Raw genomic sequence first — 19,436 nt, 5'->3', positions numbered from 1 at the left:
CCTCGAACCACGAGGCGGGTGACGGTGCAATTTCAGCCTAACGGCTATCCTTCGGCCTTGGTCACAACCTCGATGCGATGCCCATCGGGATCGATGACGAAGGCGGCGAAATAAGTCGGTCCGTAATGCGGTCGAAGACCAGGTGCGCCATTGTCCTTGCCGCCATGAGCCAATGCGGCCTGATGGAACAGGACGACAGCCTCGCGGCCCGGTGAAGCAAAGGCGAGGTGGAAGCCCGCGCCTGGCGCATGAGCCTCTTTGCCCCGCAATTTGATGGCGAACTTGTCGCCCCCACCCGGCGGGCCATATCCGATGGCCTGATCGGGATCGCCCGGGGACAAGTCTTCCCAAACCCTGACATAGCCGAGCGGCGCGAAGGCCGCATCATAGAACGCGGCAGCTTTGTCGATATCGGAGACACCGAACGAAATATGATGGAGCAATTGGTTCTCCTGTGGCTTTGGGTGCATCGATCAGTTTCTTTTTGCGAATGCTGGAAGTCAACACGAACGATTGGCATGACTGCATGGCAAGCCACTTTGATGAAACGATCTCCGGCGGTCGCCGCTAGCCCCTCATCCGGCCTTTCGGCCACCTTCTCCCCGCCTGCGGGGAGAAGGAATAGACGCACCTACAGCCTGCCTTCCATCATTGAGCTTGGCGAGGGCCTGAGGTCGTCCCCTCTCCCCGCAAGCGGGGAGAGGGCTAGGGTGAGGGGCAAGCAGGGTATGAATTCACTTATCCGGCTCACAAACGCGCAGCCGATGTCCATCGGGATCGAGCACGACGAAGGTCGGGCCGAAATCCATGGTCGTCAGCTCCTGTGCGATAGGCAGGCCGCGTGCCTTCCAATCCCTGTAATGCTGCTCGACGGCCCCGGTGCCTTCGACCATGAAGCCCAATTCGCCGCGATTGCCGATGGCGGAGGGCTGCGGTTCGACACTGCTGCGGCGCCAGAGACCGAGACTTAGGCCATTGTCGAGCGCGAAGGCCACGAAGTTCGGCGACGCGAATGCCGGCTCACGGCCGAAGAGATCGCGGTAGAACGGCGTGCTTTCGCTGGGATCCTTGACATAGAAAATGATGAGGTTCGGGCTGGTCATGTGGGTGGTCCTCTCGTTTGGGTGAATTTAAGGGCATGCGGATAGGAACCGGCGAACGGAGCAAAGTTCGCCGGGAGTGACTGTGTCATTGCCTGGTTGAATGCGTCCGGAGATGCGGTTCCAAAGCGCATTGCACCCTTCGGATCAGCGTCTTGCGCTCTAATCTTTGATTATGCGCAGGTCGTTATCGCGGAGCTCGCGACGAACTCGCGCCGACTGCCTCAGCGCATCCGATCTTCCTCTCGATACGGCTCACAGCCGTCGAGAAAGCCCAGATCCCGCTTCACGGAATCGGGCACTTCCTCGATATCGAGGCGATTCCACCGGCGGCTGAGATAGCCAAACGCGACCTCGGAGAGACGAGCCGGCCATGACTGATGCTTGCCTTTAAGCGCCTCGATGCCACCGCGATGTACATGCTGCGAAATGATGGAAACGTTGCCTGCCATGATCGGTCCTCCTTCCTGATTGGATGGATCCATCATAGCTCTATCTACTGACAGTTTCTGGCAGTAGCATCACACCGAAGCGCGTCGCGATCTCTAGGATTCGCCTTCTGCGCTTTAGGTCTTCGATTTTACGCATGTCGTTGCCGCAGAAACGCTGCACACTTTTGCGCGACATGCTTCGCCGGATCAATTGTGGACCATGCCCTCACGGGCATGCCATTCCCTGGCGAGCGCCACACGTCGGCGCGGATAGCGGGCCTCCAGCACCGCGAAATCGACGATGCGATCGGCGCGGAAATGGCGGAAATCCTGGCGCAGCTCGCACCAGGCCATGATGATGCGGGCATTGTCGAAATAGCCGAGCGCGAAGGGCCAGATACGCCGGGTGGAAATGGCGCCGTTCACATCGCCATAGGTCAGCTGCACCATGCGTTCCGTGCGGATCGCCTTGCGCATGAGGGAAAGATCGGCCTTGTCTTCGGTGACACGGCGCGTGGCGACCACCACCGCCGCCTGGTCGACCTCATCGCGAAGATCGGGAGGCAGCACAGCGGCAATCTTGGCAAGCGCGTCGGCGCCGGCCGCCGCCAGGCGGGCGTCGGTTGCACGCGCCACCCATCGCGATCCCAGCACCAGCGCCTCGATCTCATCCTGGGAAAACATCATCGGCGGCAGCATGAAACCCGGCTTCAGGACATAGCCGATACCCGGTTCGCCCTCGATCATCGCACCCTGCGACTGCAGGCTGGCGATATCGCGATAGAGCGTGCGCAGGCTGACGCCGGTTTCCTCCGCCAGAACGGCGCCGCTGACCGGTCGGCGATAGCGCCGCAGCGTCTGCAGCAGCGTCAGCAAGCGTTCGGAGCGGGCCACGGCAGAATAGTCCTAGCGTTTCCATTCCACCCAATCGCGCATCAGGCGATGGGCAATGGCGCCCTTGGGCGGAGATGTGTTGCCGGAGGCCGAAACGCGATCGAGCATGGCAAGCGTCTCTTCCGGGGTGAACCAGCGGCAATCCTCAAGCTCGGCCTCGTCCATATGAATTTCCATCGACTTGGCTTCGGCATAGCAGCCGATCATGAGGGAATGCGGCATCGGCCAGGGCTGTGAAGCGTGATAGCGCACACGGCCGATATGAATACCGGATTCCTCGAGTGTTTCGCGGCGCACCGCATTCTCGATGGTTTCGCCCGGTTCGACGAAACCGGCGAGACAGGAATACATGCCCGGCGCGAAATGATGGCTGCGGCCGAGCAGGCAGCGATTCCTTTCCTCGTCGATGCCAAGCATGATGACCACGGGATCCGTGCGCGGGAAGATCACATGTTCGCAGGCCGTGCAGACCCGCTTGTAGCCTCCGATCCGGCTTTCCATGACCGAGCCGCACCGGCCGCAGAAGCGGTTGTCGCCATTCCAGCGGATGAGGCTCATGCCCTGCGCGGCTTCGCCGAGGATTTCGCCTTCCAGCAGAAGATCGCGCCAGAGAGCGCGCATGTCGGCCGGCTTATACTGACTGGCCAGCTCGTCCGGATTGACACGCACAGGCACGGCAAGCCGGGGCTCGCCGGTCTTGCGGTAGCCGAGGAGAACGGCCTCGTCCCAATTCGGATCGAGATCCTTCAACTCGTAGCGGGCAAACAGAGGGTCGAGCACCTGTCCGTCATGCTTCAAGACAAGCCGGTCCTGGGCGAAGGCCAGGATATGCGTGCCTTCCTTGGCGAGCGCCTGTTTGATCGATTCCTCGTCGCGATGCTCGGCATCCCGGTTGAGCTGGTTTTCCGCGAAAGCGGTGAGACTGCTGGCTTCCGGATGCGGGGCATCCGAGGAAAAGATGGAATGGCTCATTGTGAAAGCGTTTCCCGCAACTTGGCTATGAGGCTGTTCATGTCTTCGTCCGAATAGGGTTCCGCCTTGCCATAGCCCCAGACGGGACCCGGCCAATTGGCATCACCTTCGAACCGCGCGATGACATGAACATGCAGCTGGCGGACGATATTTCCAAGTGCCCCGACATTGATTTTTGTTGCCCCCGTCACCGTCTTCAGGACGCTTGCGACCTTATCCGTTTCGAAGGTCAGCAAGATCCGGTCGAGGGGCGTCAGCTCGAAAACTTCCGATTTGTCGGGCCGGCGCGGGATCAGCACGAGCCACGGCCAGCGGCGATCCTTCATCAGCCTGACGTCGCAAAGGCCAATTATGGCGACGGAAACGCTGTCATTCGCAAGACGATCGTCGAGCGTAAACTCCTTCAAAGGGGCATCCTCCATTGTTTTATCAAATGTTTAGCAGTTTTTTTTGACCTTGGCTTGCTTTTGATGACGATATTGCCGATATGTGCATCCGGGAGGTTGGTGGTGGACGAGCCACTCGCCAACCGGGTCAGGTCCGGAAGGAAGCAGCCCTAACGAGCCCGGCACGGGTCATTCGTGCCAGCCTCCCACCCTTTCCGAAAGCAAGACCCGGCTTTCCGGGCAACAAGCAGGGCGATGAGCGACACCGAGCGACAAGCAAAAGATGCCGCTTCGACCGGCACCGGCTACCGGGTGCTGGCCCGCAAATACAGACCCAAGGACTTCACGGACCTGATGGTCGGCCAGGAGCCGATGGTTCGAACGCTGACCAACGCGTTCGAGACCGGCCGCATCGCCCAGGCCTATATGCTGACCGGCGTGCGCGGCGTCGGCAAGACCACGACCGCCCGCATCCTTGCCCGCGCGCTCAATTACAAGACGGCTGACATCGATCGGCCCACCATCGACCTGCGCGAGCCCGGCGATCATTGCCAGGCGATCATGGAAGGCCGGCATGTCGACGTCATCGAGATGGACGCCGCCTCCCATACCGGTATCGACGATATCCGGGAAATCATCGAGCAGGTGCGCTACCGGCCGGTTTCGGCCCGCTACAAGGTCTATATCATCGACGAAGTGCACATGCTGTCGACGGCCGCCTTCAACGGGCTGTTGAAGACGCTCGAAGAGCCGCCCGAGCATGTGAAGTTCATCTTCGCCACCACCGAAATCCGTAAGGTTCCGATCACCGTACTGTCGCGCTGCCAGCGCTTCGATTTGCGCCGTATCAGCGCCTCCGATCTCGTCGGGCTGTTCACCACCATTGCCGGCAAGGAAGGTATCGAGGCCGAGCCGGAAGCGCTTGCTATGATCGCCCGCGCTGCAGAAGGCTCGGCACGCGATGGCCTGTCGCTGCTCGATCAGGCGATCGCCCATGGCAGTGGCTTCGTTGCCGCCGATGCCGTGCGCGCGATGCTCGGGCTTGCCGACCGCGCCCGCATCGTCGATCTCTTCGGCCATGTCGTCAAAGGCGATGTTTCGGCAGCGCTTGCCGAATTCAACAGCCAGTACGAGGCCGGCGCCAATCCCGTCGTCGTGCTCACCGACCTTGCCGATTTCACCCATCTCGTGACTCGCCTCAAATATGTGCCCGATGCCGCCGACGATCCGTCGCTCAGCGAAGTCGAGCGCACGAAGGCGGCGGAATTCGCGCAAGGCGTCGCGGTAACCGCACTTTCCCGCATCTGGCAGATGCTTCTCAAGGGCATTGCCGAGACGGAGAATGCCTCTCGCACCGCCGGCGCCGCCGAAATGGTGCTGATCCGGCTCGCGCACGCGGCCCATCTGCCGGCGCCGGAGGATGCGGCACGCAGGCTTGCCGAATTTTCTGATGGTAATGGCGGCGCTCGTCTATCGCCCTCTTCGAGCGGCGGCAATGGTGGCGGCGCTGTGTCCTATCAGGGCAATGCCGTAGCGCGTTCTGTGGAAACGCCGACGCCGCGCCCCACGCCTTCCGCACCGGTCGCCATGCTGCGCTCCGTCCCGAATACGCAGCCGGATTCGCAACCCGTCGGACGCATCGAGTCGAAACCCGCCGAAGCGCCGAAGCCGCTGTTGCCTGTTAATTCGATGGCCGACATCGCCGAGCTCGCCAGCCAGAAGCGCGATCCGAAGCTGAAGGCGCTGGTGCGCACCTTCGTGCGCCCGGTCAAGCTGGAGCCGGGAAGGCTCGATGTCAGCCTGACATCAGGTGCTCCCGGCACGCTGCTGAACGAACTCGCCGTCAAGCTGAAGGAATGGACCGGCATCCACTGGATCGTCAGCCTCAGCCGCGAGGAAGGCCAGCCGACGCTCGTCGAAGCAGAAGCGAACGCCCAGAAGCAGCGGGTCGCCGATGCACGGCAGGACCCCGATGTTGCGGCGATCCTGGCGCAATTTCCGGGCGCAAAGATCATCGATGTGCGGGTGCGAGCACCCGAGATGGACGAAGAGGACGAAGCCGCTGCTCCGCCGGCAATCGCCGAATCCATTGATGGCGATATTCTACCCGGCGACGACATCGAATTCTAAGGCTAGGATGAATGCAGGCGGAACCGCTTCGGCTTGAAGCGGTTGACGATCATGACGACATATCCTGCCGCTCAACAGAGACTTGCAGAAGAAGGACCAAAGACGATGCGCGACATCATGGGCATGATGGGCAAAGTGAAGGAAATGCAGGCGAAGATGGAGAAGATGCAGTCGGAGATTGCCGACATTCGCGTCGAAGGCAAGGCCGGCGGCGGCCTCGTGACCGTCACCGTCAACGGCAAGGGCCTGATGCTCGGCCTCAAGATCGATCCCTCGCTCTTCAAGGAAGACGATGTCGAAATCCTCGAAGACCTGATCGTTGCCGCCAACAAGGATGCGCAGGAAAAGGCCGAGGCGATATCAGCCGAAAAGACCCGCGAACTGACCGCCGGCCTGCCGATCCCCCCCGGCTTCAAGCTGCCATTCTGAGGCCAGCGTTCAATCCGATTACCGGGCGGCCGCCTTGCGAATGAGATCGCGGCCGATCGCCTTGATGGGTTCGTTTCGCAGCACCAGCGATGTCGTAACCGCGCCGTGGCGGGCAATGGAATCGACGATGGTTTCAAGGTCCGATGGTGTCGGCACGAGAACCTTGAGCAGGAAGCAATCCTCGCCCGTTAATCTCAGCACCTCGATAATTTCAGGCATTTCCGAAAACTGCTTCAGATATGGCCGGATATGCTCATGCGTGGTCCTGAGACGTATGACCGCCATCATGCCGAGCCCGACGGCAGCGGGATCGATGACGGCGCGATAAGCTGCAATCACGCCGCGCTCCTCCAGCCGCTTCAGCCGCTCCGATGCAGCCGGCTGCGACAGGCCGACACGGCGGCCGAGCTCGGATACGGAGATTCGCCCGTCCTGCTGCAGGATTTCGACGATCGATAGATCCGTCGGATCCAGTCCTCTTTCGATAGTATCCATTGGTCGCCTTCAATTCATCGGTTGGAACAAGTTTTATCCGATGGATTGCAATGTCAATCGGCATCCCCGCATGCCAGCTTTTCTCCGTGGGAGACCATGGAGAAAGGATTGAGATGAGCGATATCATCACGCTGCCGGGGCTGGGCGGTTCTGGCGAAGATCACTGGCAGACATTGTGGGAACGGGACGATCCGACCATACGACGTTTCCAGCCGTCAAGCTGGGACAGACCGATCCTTTCGGATTGGATTGCCGCGCTCGAGGGCGAAATCTCGCGCTCCAAAACGCCGCCCATCCTGATCGCGCACAGCCTTGCCTGCCAGTTGATCGCCCATTGGGCGCCCATGAAGAAGACGGCGATCCTTGGTGCGTTCATGGTGGCCGCGCCCGACCCCACGGGCGAAATCTATCTTGCCGAGGCCGGCAGCTTTGCCAATCCCCCACGGCAGCGGCTGCCTTTTCCATCCCTGCTGGTCGCCAGCACCGACGATCCGTTCGGCTCCTTCGACCATGCGTGTCGCAGCGCCGAAAGCTGGGGCAGCGCCTTCGTCGATGTCGGGCCACGCGGGCATATCAATGCTGCATCCGGGCTGGGCGACTGGCCGGAAGGCAAGACAATCTTCGAGCGCTTTCGTGCCCGGCTTGCATGACCGCAAATCCGGCATTTGGAAAAGCCGCGCCGGAATGCTATTTCTGACCCCTTCTTCTAGAGATCGTCTGGCTTCCAGAGATCGTCTGGCGTGCCTGACCGGAGGGAATGCGATGAGCCTATCGACGCTGCTTGTTTTTGCCGGTGCCTTGTTCATTGCGGCGGGATCGCCGGGACCGAACATCGCGGCACTGGTGGCGCGCGTGCTGACGAAGGGCGCGCGCAACGTACTGCCGTTCCTGTCCGGCATGTGGCTCGGCGAGGCGATCTGGCTCACCTGCGCCGTTGCCGGCCTTGCGACCATTGCCGAAACCTTCCATCTCGCCTTCGTGGTCATCAAATGGCTTGGCGTCGCCTACCTGCTCTATCTTGCCTGGAAGATGTGGTTTGCCTCCTCCGACACCACGGGAGAGGAGTTGCCGGACGAGCAATCGGCCACACGGCTCTTCCTCGCCGGTTTCACGGTCACCATGGGCAATCCGAAGATCATGGTCTTCTATGTGGCGCTGCTGCCCTCGATCATCGATCTGCACGGCGTGACGATCTCCGGCTGGGCCGAGCTGGTGGCGACGATGTTTGCAGTGCTCGTCGTCATCGATCTCTCCTGGGCGATGCTGGCGGCCAAAGCCAGAACCTTCCTTAGGAGTCGCCGGGCTGTGCGTATCGCCAATCGCGCCAGCGCCGGCACCATGGCAGGTGCGGCCGTCGCGATTGCCATGCGGTGATTTCAGGCCGCTGCGTCGCTTTCGATGAACGCACGCAGCTTATAATGGATGGGCGCCGCCAGATAACGCGCCCGATCCTGCGGTGACAATCGCCTGCCGAAGGTCGTCATCATTTCCAGCATAGTGACCCTCGCGCCGGCATAAGGTAGATAGGTGACCGGCATGTCAGCGCTCACCGTGCCGCCCGCAAGAACGCGGCAATAGATGCCGGGCCGTCCGGCCCGGATATAGCGCTTGACGAATTGTGGATCCCCCATCTTCGCTGCGAAGGTGGAACAGGGGATACGCGCCGAGGTCACCTCCAGAACAAGATCGCCGGCTATGAATTGATCGCCGACAGCGATCTTGCAATTGTCCAGGCCTTCGATGATGAGATTTTCACCGAAGGTGCCCGGCTCCAGCGATCGTCCAAGCTCGTTTGCCCACCAGTCCAGCGTCAGCGAACCCTCGACATAAACGGCCTGATCGCGGCCGCCATGATGCTTGCGATTGCAGATGGCATCGCCGAGCAGCCCCAGCTCGTCAATCATGACGGCACCGTAAACGGCATGCTTGTTGATACCGGTCTTCGCTTTTTTGCCCGGCAGCGTTTCAGGAACACCACGGCACACGGCGAGAATTTTCATCGGTCAACCATCCCTTCCGCGATTCCGTTCCTTGAGCATATGAGCTAAAAGCCTCCCATGGCAAAGCGAGTCACCGGCCCCGAAATCGAAAAACTCATCCAGCTCCTGGCGAAAGTGCCGGGCCTAGGGCCGCGCTCGGCGCGCCGCGCGGCACTGCATCTCATCAAGAAGAAGGACCAGCTGCTCGGGCCACTGTCGCACGCCATGGGCGATGCCTATGACAAGGTGAAGATCTGCTCGCGCTGCGGCAATGTCGATACCGTCGACCCCTGCACCGTCTGCACCGACGATCGTCGCGATCAGTCCGTCATCATCGTCGTCGAAGATGTGTCCGACCTCTGGGCGCTGGAACGATCAGGCGCGATGAACGCCGCCTACCATGTTCTCGGCGGCGTGCTGTCGCCGCTCGATGGTATCGGACCTGACGATCTCAACATTCGCGGACTGATCGCTCGCGTCAGCGAAGGCGGCATCCGCGAGATCATCATCGCCGTCAACGCGACGGTCGAGGGACAAACCACAGCACACTATATAACAGATCAGCTCGATGGCCTCGAGGTCAAGATCACCCGCCTTGCCCATGGCGTGCCTGTCGGCGGCGAGCTCGATTATCTCGACGAGGGCACGCTTGCGGCGGCGCTGAGGGCGCGGACGGTGATTTGAGAGCTGCAATAAGGGACAGGTTCATGAGGAGAGTGCGCACCCCCCTCTGTCACTTCGTGACATCTCCCCCACACGGGGGGAGATTGGCCGCTTGCGGCACCGTCTTCGCCAAACCATCTGCCACCGTAATCGCAGAGACTTCGAACCTTCGATATGCCGCGAAGCCCGCCGCCCACAATCTCCCCCCTTGTGGGGGAGATGTCCCGAAAGGGACAGAGGGGGGTATCTTCCGGCGCATTCTACCGCTGCTCATCCTCCTCCTCGCCCTCCTTCCCCTCCCCGCTCTCGCCGCCTCGAAAGCCGATGTCGAAGCGCAGTTTCAAACCTGGATTCAAAAGGATCTCTGGCCGGAAGCGCGAAAGGCAGGGATTTCGGAAAAGACCTTCCAGGCCGCTTTTGCCGGCGTGACGCTGAACTGGGATCTGCCCGATCTCGAGCCGCCGGGCTTCCCGAAGCCGAAACAACAGGCGCAGAGCCAGGCCGAATTCTCCTCTCCCGCCCCCTATTTCAATGAGGGACGGTTACAGAAACTGGCTGTAACCGGGCGGAGCCTCGCCTCGCAATATGGGCCGGTGCTGCGGCGGATCGAGAAGACCTACGGCGTACCCGGACCGATCCTGCTGGCGATCTGGGGCCGAGAGACCGGCTTCGGCATCGCCAAACTGCCGAATTCGGCGATGCAGGTTCTGGCGACCAAAGCTTTCATGTCGACGCGCAAGGATATGTTCCGTAACGAGCTGATCGCCGGGCTGCGCATCCTCGAACATGGCGATGTCACGCCGGATCAGTTCAAGGGCTCCTGGGCCGGAGCGCTCGGCCAGCCGCAATTCATGCCGACCAACTACCTGAAATATGCCGTCGATTTCGATGGCGACGGCCATCGCAACATCTGGACTTCCGTGCCGGATACGCTGGCATCCATCGCCAACTATATGGTTCAGAAGGGCTGGCAGCGCGGCCGGAGTTGGGGATACGAAGTGACCATCCCGCAGAACGTGTCCTGCGCGCAGGAAGGGCCTGATCTTGCCAAGCCGATTTCGCAATGGGCTTCGCTCGGGATCAAGCCGGTTTCTGGCAAGGACCTTCCGGCGGACGAAATGCGCGCCAGCGGCATGATGCTGGTGCCGGCCGGCCGCGATGGGCCGGAATTCATCGTCACGCCGAATTTCTACGTTATCAAGGAATACAACAATTCCGACCTCTACGGCCTCTATATCGGCAATCTCGCCGATCGCATTGCCAATGGCAGCGGCGCTTTCCAGGAAAAATGGGGCGATGTCGGCAAGATGCTGCGCTCCGACGTCGCCAACATGCAGAAGGCCCTCGAGCGCAAGGGCTATGACGTGGGCGGCACGGACGGCCTGCCGGGCTACAAGACTAGGCGCTCGATCGGCCAGTGGCAGGAAAAGAGCGGCATGAAGCCCACCTGCTATCCGGACAGTTCGATGCTGGGCGTGCTGAAATAGCTGCGAAAAGGCTTTCGGCGCGAATGCCTTGCAATTTGCCTGAAAGAGGCTTATATCCGCATCAAATTCTTGATCGTGTGATGAAGAGTGGGCCGCAAGGACCCGCTCTTTTTTATTAGCGCGATCTCCCAATGCATGAACAATGCAGGAGTGAATGCTTGTCGGACGTGACAAACGCAGACAATACCAATGAACCCCGGCTGATCGTCGAAACCGGCCTTGACCAGCGCGTCGCCGCCATCATCGAGCCCGTCCTTGTGGGCATGGGCTTCCGCCTGGTGCGCGTGCGCCTCCTCAATCTGAACGGCCTGACGCTGCAGGTCATGACCGAGCGCAACGACGGCACCATGACCGTCGAGGACTGCGAAGAGGTCTCCACGGCCATTTCTCCGGTCCTGGATGTGGAAGATCCGATCGATAAGGCGTATCATCTCGAAGTGTCGTCGCCCGGCATCGACCGCCCGATGGTGCGAAAGTCGGATTTTCAGCGCTGGATCGGCCATATCGTCAAGTGCGAAACGTCGATCCTCGTCGATAACCGCAAGCGTTTCCGCGGCAAGATCGCCGCCGTCGACAATGACGGTTTCACGATCGAACGCGACCAGGTCGCCTATGGCGAGGAGCCCAAGGTGACCATTCCGTTCAGCACGCTGGCCGAAGCCAAGCTGATCCTGACGGACGATCTCATCCGCGACGCGCTGCGCGCCGACAAGCTGGCGAAAGCCGAGGCAGCGAACCAGAACGAAGCGGACGACCAGGAATAACCGATCAACGAACCGCCTGACGGAACGGGAAACCAGAAGGCAGGAAGACGGAGACTAAAGACAATGGCAGTCAGTGCGAACCGGCTAGAACTTCTGCAGATCGCAGATGCAGTGGCGCGCGAAAAGGTCATCGACCGCGAGATCGTGCTTGCCGCAATGGCGGATGCGATCCAGAAGGCCGCGCGCTCGCGTTACGGCACGGAATCGAACATCCGCGCCGATATCAACCCGAAGACGGGTGAAATCCGCCTGCAGCGTCTGCTCGAAGTGGTCGAAAAGGCAGAGGACTATTCCACGCAGATCCCGCTGGAACTGGCCCGCGACCGCAATCCGGACGCAGCCCTCGGCGATTTCATCGCCGATCCGCTGCCGCCGATGGATTTCGGCCGCATCGCCGCCCAGTCGGCAAAGCAGGTCATCGTGCAGAAGGTGCGCGAAGCCGAGCGTGACCGCCAGTTCGACGAATTCAAGGATCGTGTCGGCGAAATCGTCAACGGCACCGTCAAGCGCGTCGAATACGGCAACGTCATCGTCGACCTCGGCCGTGGCGAAGGCATTATCCGCCGCGACGAAATGATCCCCCGCGAAAACTTCCGCTACGGCGACCGCGTCCGCGCCTATGTCTACGACGTCCGTCGCGAACAGCGCGGCCCGCAGATCTTCCTGTCGCGCACGCATCCGCAATTCATGGTCAAGCTCTTCACCATGGAAGTGCCCGAAATCTACGACGGCATCATCCAGGTGAAGTCGGTTGCCCGCGATCCGGGTTCCCGCGCCAAGATCGCCGTCATTTCGAACGACTCGTCGATCGATCCGGTCGGCGCCTGCGTCGGTATGCGCGGTTCGCGCGTCCAGGCCGTCGTCGGCGAGCTGCAGGGCGAAAAGATCGACATCATTCCCTGGTCCAGCGAGCCGGCGAACTTCGTCGTCAACGCGTTGCAGCCGGCCGAAGTCGCCAAGGTCGTTCTCGATGAGGACGCCGAGCGCATCGAAGTCGTGGTTCCGGACGAGCAGCTTTCGCTCGCCATCGGCCGCCGCGGCCAGAACGTCCGCCTCGCTTCGCAGCTGACCGGCTGGGATATCGACATCATGACGGAAGCCGAGGAATCGGAACGCCGTCAGAAGGAATTCAACGAACGTACGAACCTGTTCATGGACGCGCTCGACGTCGATGAAATGGTCGGCCAGGTTCTGGCCTCCGAAGGCTTTGCCGCCGTCGAGGAACTGGCTTACGTCGATCTCGACGAAATCTCCTCGATCGACGGTTTCGACGAAGATACCGCCCAGGAAATCCAGACCCGTGCCCGCGAATATCTCGAGAAGCTCGAGGCGGAGATGGACGAGAAGCGCAAGGCTCTCGGCGTTTCCGACGAGCTGCGTGAGATCAACGGCATGACGGCGCAGATGATGGTTGCCCTCGGCGAGGACGGCATCAAGACGATCGAGGACTTCGCCGGCTGCGCCGCCGACGATCTCGTTGGCTGGTCCGAGCGCAAGAACGGCGAAACGAAGAAGTTCGAAGGCCTGTTTTCGAAGCTCGAAGTCTCGCGCGTAGAAGCTGAGCAGATGGTCGTGCAGGCCCGCCTGCTGGCCGGCTGGATCACCGAAGCCGATCTCGCTACCGAAGCCGAAGAGGTATCGGAAGGTGAAGGCGAGGCCGAGCAGGAAGCATGATGAGCGCAGAGGGGCCGAAGGCCGTACCCGAGGACGACGATCTTGCGGGTGACGGCGCAAATGGCCGTATGTGCATCGTAACACGCGAAAGCGGATCGCCGGATGAGCTGATCCGCTTCGTCGCCGCTCCGGACGGAACCGTCGTTCCGGATCTGAAGCGGCAGCTGCCGGGACGCGGATGCTGGGTCAAGGTCGACCGGGCGCTCGTAGACAAGGCAGTGGCAAAGAAGTTGTTCTCCCGCGCCCTGAAGGCGGAGGTGACCGCGCCGAGCGATCTCGGCGCTATCGTCGACCGCCTTCTTGCGGCGCAACTGGCCGGGATGATGAACATGGCACGCAAGGCGGGCCAGTTCGTATCCGGCTCGTCGAAAGTGGATGGCGCCGTTCGCAACGGCTCGGCACGTGCCGTGTTCCATGCGATAAACGCCGCTGCCGATGGCGTGCGCAAGATCGATCAGGCAAGGAAGGCCTGGCATCTCGGCATGGAGACAGAAGCGGAAATACCGTCCTTCCGTGTCTTTACGGAGGCGGAAATGGACGAACTGATGGGCCAGAATGCTTTTATCCATGCCGCAGCGCTTGCAGGGCAGGCGGGTGAGGGTGTAGTGAAGCGCGCAAACCTGCTCGAACGGTACCGCAACGGCGGTCAGTCCCGGGCAACGGGCGGCGCTGGCCGGCGAAAACAATGACGCGGTCACCGGCCTTTGCCGGACGCCTCATTAAGGTACATGCATTGAACGACAGGGTCTAACGGACGTTTCCGAGCCCTGTCCGAAGGAACAGGAACGGAATGACCGACAATCAAGACGACAAGACGCTGAGTGTTTCGGGTAAGAAGACCCTCACCTTGAAGCCTTCAGGCGTAAACCAGGGCACCGTGCGCCAGGACATGGGCCGCGGTCGCACCAAGGCGGTCGTGGTTGAGACCCGTAAGCGCCGCCCGCTACGTCCTGAAGACGAAAAGCCAATCACGCCGACGACAGCGCCATCAGTGACGCGCGTCGCAGAACCGACGCCGCAGCCGCCGCGCCCCCCGCAGCCGGCTCCGCGCATTCATCAGCCGGGCGGCCAGCAGCAACGGCCGCAGCAGTCCAGCCAGAACAACCAGCAGCGCCCGCAGCAGGAGCGTTCGTCGCGACCGGTGGTCTTGAATCATCTGTCGGCCGGCGAAATGGATGCTCGACGCCGTGCGCTCGCCGAAGCCCAGGTTCGCGACGCCGCCGATGCCGTGCGTCGTGCCGAGGAAGAAGCGCGACGCCGCCAAGAAGAAGAAGCTCGCCGCGTTGCCGAACAGGCCGAAGCCGCTCGCCGTGCCGCCGAAGAGGTTGCTCAGGCCGCGGAAGCAGCCAAGGTCGCCGACCAGGCTCCGGCCGCTCCCGTCGAGGCGAAGGTTGAAGCTCCGAAGCCGGCTGCACAGCCAGCTCCGTCGCCGGCCGTTGCGCGCCGCCCGGATGCTTCTGCTCCTCAGTCCGCCCGCCCCGGCGCAGCCGCCGCGGAAGCGCCGGCCAATCGCCGTCGCCCGGGCAATGAGGAAGAGGAAAGCCGTGGCCCGTCGCGCGGTGCTCCGATCCGTGGCAAGGTTACCCGGCCCGAACCGGCAAAGCCTGTCACCACGCGTCCGAAGACAGACGAAGAGCGCCGCCGCGGCAAGCTGACGGTCACCACCGCCGATGTCGACGAAGATGGCAACGCACGCGGCCGTTCGCTTTCGGCCATGCGCCGCCGTCAGGAAAAGTTCCGCCGCAGCCAGATGCAAGAAACGCGCGAGAAGATCTCGCGTGAAGTCGTGCTGCCCGAGACCATCACCATTCAGGAACTGTCGCAGCGCATGTCCGAACGCGCCGTCGACGTCATCAAGTACCTGATGAAGGAAGGTCAGATGATGAAGCCCGGCGACGTCATCGACGCCGATCTGGCCGAACTCATCGCCGGCGAATTCGGCCACACGGTCAAGCGCGTTTCGGAATCCGACGTCGAACAGGGCATCTTCAACGTTGCCGACGAGGAAGGCGAACTGGTTTCGCGTCCGCCCGTCGTCACCATCATGGGCCACGTCGACCACGGCAAGACCTCGCTGCTCGACGCCATCCGCCATGCGAATGTGGTCGCCGGCGAAGCCGGTGGCATCACCCAGCATATCGGTGCCTATCAGGTCGAGCAGAACGGTCAGAAGATCACCTTCATCGACACCCCCGGCCACGCCGCCTTCACGGCGATGCGTGCTCGCGGTGCCCAGGCGACCGATATCGCGATCCTGGTCGTTGCGGCCGACGACAGCGTGATGCCGCAAACGATCGAATCGATCAACCACGCCAAGGCGGCGGGTGTTCCGATCATCGTGGCGATCAACAAGATCGACAAGCACGAAGCCAACCCGCAGAAGGTCCGCACGGAACTGCTGCAGCACGAAGTCTTCGTCGAATCGATGGGCGGTGAAGTGCTCGACGTGGAAGTCTCCGCGAAGAACCGCACCAACCTCGACAAGCTGCTCGAAGCCATCCTGCTGCAGGCGGAAATCCTTGACCTCAAGGCCAATCCGAACCGCACGGCCGAAGGCACCGTCATCGAAGCCCAGCTCGACCGCGGCCGCGGCTCCGTCGCCACCGTGCTCGTGCAGAAGGGTACGCTGCGTCCCGGCCAGATCGTCGTTGCCGGCGATCAGTGGGGCCGTGTCCGCGCGCTCGTCAACGACAAGGGTGAGCATGTGAAGGAAGCAGGCCCGGCCATGCCGGTCGAACTGCTCGGCCTTTCCGGCGCACCGCAGGCCGGCGACAAGTTCGCCGTCGTCGAAAGCGAGAGCCGCGCCCGCGAGATCTCGGAATATCGCCAGCGCCTCACCCGCGACAAGGCGGCTGCCCGCCTGTCCGGCCAGCGCGGTTCGCTCGAGCAGATGATGACCCAGCTTCAGACTGTCGGCGTGAAGGAATTCCCGCTGGTCATCAAGGGCGACGTGCAGGGCTCGATCGAAGCCATTGCCGGCGCTCTCGACAAGCTCGGCACCGACGAAGTTCGTGCCCGCATCGTCCATTCGGGCGCAGGCGGCATCACCGAGTCGGACGTCTCGCTGGCGGAAGCCTCCAATGCAGCGATCATCGGCTTCAACGTCCGCGCCAACGCGCAGGCACGTCAGTTCGCCGAGCGTCAAGGCATCGAGATCCGCTACTACAACATCATCTACGACCTGGTGGATGACGTGAAGGCGGCGATGTCGGGCCTGCTCTCTCCGGAGCGCCGCGAAACCTTCCTCGGCAATGCCGAGATCCTCGAGGTGTTCAACATCACGAAGGTCGGCAAGGTTGCGGGTTGCCGCGTCACCGAAGGCAAGGTCGAGCGTGGCGTCGGCGTCCGCCTGGTGCGCGACAACGTCGTCATCCACGAAGGCAAGCTCAAGACCCTCAAGCGCTTCAAGGACGAAGTGTCGGAAGTCAATGTCGGCCAGGAATGCGGCATGGCCTTCGAGAACTACGAAGACATCCGCGCCGGCGACACGATCGAGTGCTTCCGCGTCGAGCATATCACCCGTACGCTGTAAGCAATCTTCGATTTGCTAGATATCAAAACCGCCGGCCAAAACCGGCGGTTTTTTCTTGCGCATTATGAGCAGGACACGGCTTTCGCAAGGATTCTGGGCTTCTGGCGGGCCGCAAACCCTGTCCAGCCTTGACCTTTGAGCCGGATCGAGTCATTTGACCCGCTTTATCGCGTCCAAAGGACGCTGCTAACGGAACAACCATGACCAGACCAACTTCTTCCGCGCCTTCGCAGCGCATGCTTCGCGTCGGCGAGCAGGTGCGCTCAGCGATCACGCAGGTTCTGCAGCGCGGCGAAGTGCGCGACGACCTGATCGAGCGCACCGTGATCTCCATTTCCGAAGTGCGCATGTCACCCGATCTGAAGATCGCCACCGCCTTCGTGACGCCGCTCGGCGTTTCCGACCACGGCGCCGTCATCGAAGCGCTGAACCGCCATGCGAAATACATCCGCGGCCGCCTCGGCCCGCAGCTTCGCCAGATGAAGTACATGCCGGAAGTGCGCTTCCGCGACGATACGAGCTTCGACAATTACAAGAAGATCGACGCGCTTCTGCGCTCGCCCGAGGTCAGCCGCGACCTCGACGACGACAACGACCAAGATCAATAACAGAGACAGAGAATGTCCAAGCCACGCAAGCCCAAGGGCCGTCCGATTTCGGGCTGGCTCATCCTCGACAAGCCGATCGACTTCGGCTCGACCGAAGCCGTTTCCAAGATCAAGTGGCTGTTCAAGGCCCAGAAGGCCGGCCATGCCGGCACGCTCGATCCGCTCGCCTCCGGCATGCTGCCGATCGCGCTCGGCGACGCCACAAAGACGGTTCCCTACGTCATGGACGGCCGCAAGATCTATGAATTCACCGTGACCTGGGGCGAAGAACGCGCTTCCGACGACCTCGAGGGCGCGGTAACCGCCACCTCCGACAAGCGTCCGAGCGAAGAGGATATTCGCGCACTGCTGCCGAACTATACCGGCGTCATCAACCAGATCCCGCCGCAGTTCTCGGCCATCAAGATCGCTGGCGAGCGCGCCTATGACCTTGCCCGCGAAGGCGAGACGGTCGAGATCCCCTCGCGCGAAGTCGAGATTTTCCGCCTGACGCTGCTCGCCTGCCCTGATGCCAACACGGCACATTTCGAAGTGGAATGCGGCAAGGGTACCTATGTGCGTGCGCTTGCCCGCGATTTCGGCCGCGATCTCGGCTGCTACGGCCATATTTCCGGTCTGCGCCGCAGCTTCGTTGCCCCCTTCGCCGAAGAAGCGATGGTGCCGCTTGCCGATCTCGTGGCGCTGGAAGAGATCGAGGATACGGACGAGCGGCTTGCAGCCCTCGACGCACTGCTGATCGACACGGCGGAAGCGCTGTCTTCGTTGCCGCATCTCGTCATCAGCGACGACCAGGCACACCGCCTGAAGATGGGCAACCCGATCCTGGTGCGCGGCCGCGATGCGCCGGTTGCCGAGACGGAGGCCTATGCCACGGCCCGCGGCAAGCTGATCGCGATCGGCGAGATCGGTCAGGGCGAATTTCGTCCGAAGCGTGTCTTCGTCTGACCTTCAACCAGCCGGAAAGCCGGCTATTGCCGAGCAACGGCAACGCGATATGTTTCCCGACGGGCCATCATGGCCCGTTCAAAGGGGGCAAACATGCGCAGAGTTGCATTCGGAATAGTTGCATTCCTTTCCCTGTTCCTGACAGTTACGAATACCCAATCCGCCGAGCGGTGGGCCGGGCTACCGCCATTTCCGCCAATGCCGCAGCCGAAAACAAGCGGCATGGCCGATGTCAACGACATCAAGATGTATTATGCCGAATATGGCGCGGGTGACCCGATCCTCTTCATTCATGGCGGTCTCGGGAATGCCGACGTCTGGGGCGCTCAGGTCGCCGATTTCGCGAGAGATCATCTCGTCATCGTCGCCGACAGCCGCGGGCACGGCCGCTCGACGCGCAGCGAGAAACCCTTCGGCTACGATCTGATGACTTCGGACTACGTTGCGCTGCTCGACTATCTGAAGGTCGGCAAGGTGACGCTGGTCGGATGGTCTGACGGCGGCATCATCGGCATCGACATGGCGATGAAACATCCCGAAAAGCTGACCCGCGTGATCGCGCAAGCCGCCAATGTCACGACAGACGGCGTGAAGCCCGACGTCATGAGCAACAAGACTTTCAACGACTACATCAACGTCGCCGGCGAGTATTACAAGAAACTGTCGCCGACCCCGAACGAATATGAGGCCTTCGTCAACCAGATCTCGCAGATGTGGGCGACGCAGCCGGCATGGACGGCAGCCGACCTCGGCAAGATCACGGTGCCGGTGACGCTCGCCATCGGCGACCATGATGAGGCGGTGAAGCTTGATCATACCGAGATGATGGCGAAGGAGATCCCGGGCGCCAAGCTCGTCATCCTGAAGGACGCCAGCCATTTCGCCATGCTGCAGGATCCGGAAGGCTACGATGCCATGATCCGGGACGCCATGGCGGGGCGCTGAAA

General features: G+C 61.7%; 21 protein-coding genes and 1 other RNA gene. 14 read left to right on the top strand and 8 right to left on the bottom strand.

Annotated elements, in window-relative coordinates:
- Positions 1-44: 44 nt before the first annotated feature.
- From AC13RM_RS28040 to AC13RM_RS28015, 6 genes are all read right to left on the bottom strand, one after another.
- Entirely contained in the window at positions 45-443 is a 399-nt protein-coding gene (locus AC13RM_RS28040) for a VOC family protein (RefSeq protein WP_440478135.1), read from the bottom strand.
- 291 nt (positions 444-734) lie between these two features.
- Positions 735-1,103, bottom strand: coding sequence for a VOC family protein (locus AC13RM_RS28035; protein ID WP_112338900.1), 369 nt, complete (start codon positions 1,101-1,103; stop codon positions 735-737).
- A gap of 221 nt (positions 1,104-1,324) precedes the next feature.
- Positions 1,325-1,552 carry a hypothetical protein gene (locus tag AC13RM_RS28030; protein WP_440478136.1) on the bottom strand — a complete coding sequence of 76 codons (228 nt, stop codon included), beginning with the start codon at positions 1,550-1,552 and terminating at the stop codon, positions 1,325-1,327.
- Positions 1,553-1,738: 186 nt separating this feature from the next.
- Positions 1,739-2,425 carry a helix-turn-helix transcriptional regulator gene (locus AC13RM_RS28025; protein WP_113232702.1) on the bottom strand — a complete coding sequence of 229 codons (687 nt, stop codon included), beginning with the start codon at positions 2,423-2,425 and terminating at the stop codon, positions 1,739-1,741.
- 12 nt (positions 2,426-2,437) lie between these two features.
- A complete protein-coding gene (nudC, locus tag AC13RM_RS28020; protein ID WP_285176147.1) occupies positions 2,438-3,397 on the bottom strand; it encodes an NAD(+) diphosphatase in 960 nt (319 codons plus the stop codon).
- Complete coding sequence (locus AC13RM_RS28015) at positions 3,394-3,804, bottom strand: HIT family protein (RefSeq protein ID WP_488555929.1); 411 nt, start codon at positions 3,802-3,804, stop codon at positions 3,394-3,396. The genes nudC and AC13RM_RS28015 overlap by 4 nt, the downstream gene beginning before the upstream one ends.
- 91 nt (positions 3,805-3,895) lie before the next feature.
- Between AC13RM_RS28015 and ffs the strand changes: the two genes are divergently transcribed.
- The 3 genes from ffs to AC13RM_RS28000 all read left to right on the top strand — a co-directional run bounded on the left by ffs (position 3,896) and on the right by AC13RM_RS28000 (position 6,342).
- Positions 3,896-3,993: signal recognition particle sRNA small type (gene ffs, locus AC13RM_RS28010), an RNA gene on the top strand.
- Between the two features lie 45 nt (positions 3,994-4,038).
- Positions 4,039-5,913, top strand: a complete 1,875-nt coding sequence (locus AC13RM_RS28005; protein WP_374822506.1) for a DNA polymerase III subunit gamma/tau — start codon at positions 4,039-4,041, stop codon at positions 5,911-5,913.
- Positions 5,914-6,018: 105 nt separating this feature from the next.
- Positions 6,019-6,342, top strand: coding sequence for a YbaB/EbfC family nucleoid-associated protein (locus tag AC13RM_RS28000; protein WP_015338286.1), 324 nt, complete (start codon positions 6,019-6,021; stop codon positions 6,340-6,342).
- An 18-nt stretch (positions 6,343-6,360) separates the two neighbouring features.
- Here the strand turns inward: AC13RM_RS28000 and AC13RM_RS27995 are convergent, their stop codons facing one another.
- On the bottom strand, positions 6,361-6,837 hold the full coding sequence (locus AC13RM_RS27995) for an Lrp/AsnC family transcriptional regulator (RefSeq protein ID WP_374822503.1): 477 nt from the start codon (positions 6,835-6,837) through the stop codon (positions 6,361-6,363).
- A 113-nt stretch (positions 6,838-6,950) separates the two neighbouring features.
- Between AC13RM_RS27995 and AC13RM_RS27990 the strand changes: the two genes are divergently transcribed.
- Both AC13RM_RS27990 and AC13RM_RS27985 read left to right on the top strand, forming a co-directional pair.
- Positions 6,951-7,487, top strand: a complete 537-nt coding sequence (locus tag AC13RM_RS27990; protein ID WP_374822501.1) for an RBBP9/YdeN family alpha/beta hydrolase — start codon at positions 6,951-6,953, stop codon at positions 7,485-7,487.
- A 112-nt stretch (positions 7,488-7,599) separates the two neighbouring features.
- A complete protein-coding gene (locus tag AC13RM_RS27985) occupies positions 7,600-8,211 on the top strand; it encodes a LysE family translocator (RefSeq protein ID WP_113232697.1) in 612 nt (203 codons plus the stop codon).
- A 2-nt stretch (positions 8,212-8,213) separates the two neighbouring features.
- Here AC13RM_RS27985 and AC13RM_RS27980 read toward each other — a convergent pair whose 3' ends face one another.
- Positions 8,214-8,837 carry an MOSC domain-containing protein gene (locus AC13RM_RS27980; RefSeq protein ID WP_374822498.1) on the bottom strand — a complete coding sequence of 208 codons (624 nt, stop codon included), beginning with the start codon at positions 8,835-8,837 and terminating at the stop codon, positions 8,214-8,216.
- A gap of 57 nt (positions 8,838-8,894) precedes the next feature.
- On the opposite strand from AC13RM_RS27980, the gene recR reads away from it, so the two are divergent.
- The 9 genes from recR to AC13RM_RS27935 all read left to right on the top strand — a co-directional run bounded on the left by recR (position 8,895) and on the right by AC13RM_RS27935 (position 19,434).
- Positions 8,895-9,500 (top strand): recombination mediator RecR, encoded by a 606-nt coding sequence (gene recR / locus AC13RM_RS27975; RefSeq protein WP_285176141.1) that lies wholly within the window; start codon positions 8,895-8,897, stop codon positions 9,498-9,500.
- An 83-nt stretch (positions 9,501-9,583) separates the two neighbouring features.
- Positions 9,584-10,966 carry a lytic murein transglycosylase gene (locus tag AC13RM_RS27970; protein ID WP_488555928.1) on the top strand — a complete coding sequence of 461 codons (1,383 nt, stop codon included), beginning with the start codon at positions 9,584-9,586 and terminating at the stop codon, positions 10,964-10,966.
- Between the two features lie 158 nt (positions 10,967-11,124).
- Entirely contained in the window at positions 11,125-11,730 is a 606-nt protein-coding gene (gene rimP, locus AC13RM_RS27965) for a ribosome maturation factor RimP (RefSeq protein ID WP_374822491.1), read from the top strand.
- A 63-nt stretch (positions 11,731-11,793) separates the two neighbouring features.
- Positions 11,794-13,404, top strand: coding sequence for a transcription termination factor NusA (nusA, locus tag AC13RM_RS27960; RefSeq protein ID WP_113232693.1), 1,611 nt, complete (start codon positions 11,794-11,796; stop codon positions 13,402-13,404).
- The gene (locus AC13RM_RS27955) at positions 13,401-14,093 is read left to right on the top strand and encodes an RNA-binding protein (protein ID WP_113232692.1); all 693 of its coding nucleotides are present in this window, start codon (positions 13,401-13,403) and stop codon (positions 14,091-14,093) included. The genes nusA and AC13RM_RS27955 overlap by 4 nt, the downstream gene beginning before the upstream one ends.
- A gap of 101 nt (positions 14,094-14,194) precedes the next feature.
- Positions 14,195-16,936 carry a translation initiation factor IF-2 gene (infB, locus tag AC13RM_RS27950; RefSeq protein WP_113232691.1) on the top strand — a complete coding sequence of 914 codons (2,742 nt, stop codon included), beginning with the start codon at positions 14,195-14,197 and terminating at the stop codon, positions 16,934-16,936.
- Between the two features lie 200 nt (positions 16,937-17,136).
- Positions 17,137-17,544, top strand: a complete 408-nt coding sequence (rbfA, locus tag AC13RM_RS27945) for a 30S ribosome-binding factor RbfA (RefSeq protein ID WP_069613592.1) — start codon at positions 17,137-17,139, stop codon at positions 17,542-17,544.
- A gap of 12 nt (positions 17,545-17,556) precedes the next feature.
- Positions 17,557-18,489: a tRNA pseudouridine(55) synthase TruB gene (gene truB, locus AC13RM_RS27940; protein ID WP_374822486.1), complete on the top strand. Its 933-nt coding sequence runs from the start codon at positions 17,557-17,559 to the stop codon at positions 18,487-18,489.
- A 93-nt stretch (positions 18,490-18,582) separates the two neighbouring features.
- Entirely contained in the window at positions 18,583-19,434 is an 852-nt protein-coding gene (locus tag AC13RM_RS27935; RefSeq protein WP_374822483.1) for an alpha/beta fold hydrolase, read from the top strand.
- Positions 19,435-19,436: the final 2 nt, after the last annotated feature.

Source organism: Martinezella sp. CNPSo 3732 (assembly GCF_057784515.1).
This window is presented reverse-complemented; position numbering and strand designations above follow the sequence as displayed.

Coding starts and splice junctions, on each gene's coding strand:
- AC13RM_RS28000 (WP_015338286.1), top strand. CDS start 6,019: ATGCGCGACATCATGGGCATGATGGGCAAAGTGAAGGAAATGCAGGCG.
- recR (WP_285176141.1), top strand. CDS start 8,895: ATGGCAAAGCGAGTCACCGGCCCCGAAATCGAAAAACTCATCCAGCTC.
- AC13RM_RS28035 (WP_112338900.1), bottom strand. CDS start 1,103: ATGACCAGCCCGAACCTCATCATTTTCTATGTCAAGGATCCCAGCGAA.
- nusA (WP_113232693.1), top strand. CDS start 11,794: ATGGCAGTCAGTGCGAACCGGCTAGAACTTCTGCAGATCGCAGATGCA.
- AC13RM_RS27935 (WP_374822483.1), top strand. CDS start 18,583: ATGCGCAGAGTTGCATTCGGAATAGTTGCATTCCTTTCCCTGTTCCTG.
- AC13RM_RS27995 (WP_374822503.1), bottom strand. CDS start 6,837: ATGGATACTATCGAAAGAGGACTGGATCCGACGGATCTATCGATCGTC.
- truB (WP_374822486.1), top strand. CDS start 17,557: ATGTCCAAGCCACGCAAGCCCAAGGGCCGTCCGATTTCGGGCTGGCTC.
- AC13RM_RS27990 (WP_374822501.1), top strand. CDS start 6,951: ATGAGCGATATCATCACGCTGCCGGGGCTGGGCGGTTCTGGCGAAGAT.
- infB (WP_113232691.1), top strand. CDS start 14,195: ATGACCGACAATCAAGACGACAAGACGCTGAGTGTTTCGGGTAAGAAG.
- AC13RM_RS28005 (WP_374822506.1), top strand. CDS start 4,039: ATGAGCGACACCGAGCGACAAGCAAAAGATGCCGCTTCGACCGGCACC.
- AC13RM_RS27980 (WP_374822498.1), bottom strand. CDS start 8,837: ATGAAAATTCTCGCCGTGTGCCGTGGTGTTCCTGAAACGCTGCCGGGC.
- rbfA (WP_069613592.1), top strand. CDS start 17,137: ATGACCAGACCAACTTCTTCCGCGCCTTCGCAGCGCATGCTTCGCGTC.
- nudC (WP_285176147.1), bottom strand. CDS start 3,397: ATGAGCCATTCCATCTTTTCCTCGGATGCCCCGCATCCGGAAGCCAGC.
- AC13RM_RS28030 (WP_440478136.1), bottom strand. CDS start 1,552: ATGGCAGGCAACGTTTCCATCATTTCGCAGCATGTACATCGCGGTGGC.
- AC13RM_RS27955 (WP_113232692.1), top strand. CDS start 13,401: ATGATGAGCGCAGAGGGGCCGAAGGCCGTACCCGAGGACGACGATCTT.
- AC13RM_RS27985 (WP_113232697.1), top strand. CDS start 7,600: ATGAGCCTATCGACGCTGCTTGTTTTTGCCGGTGCCTTGTTCATTGCG.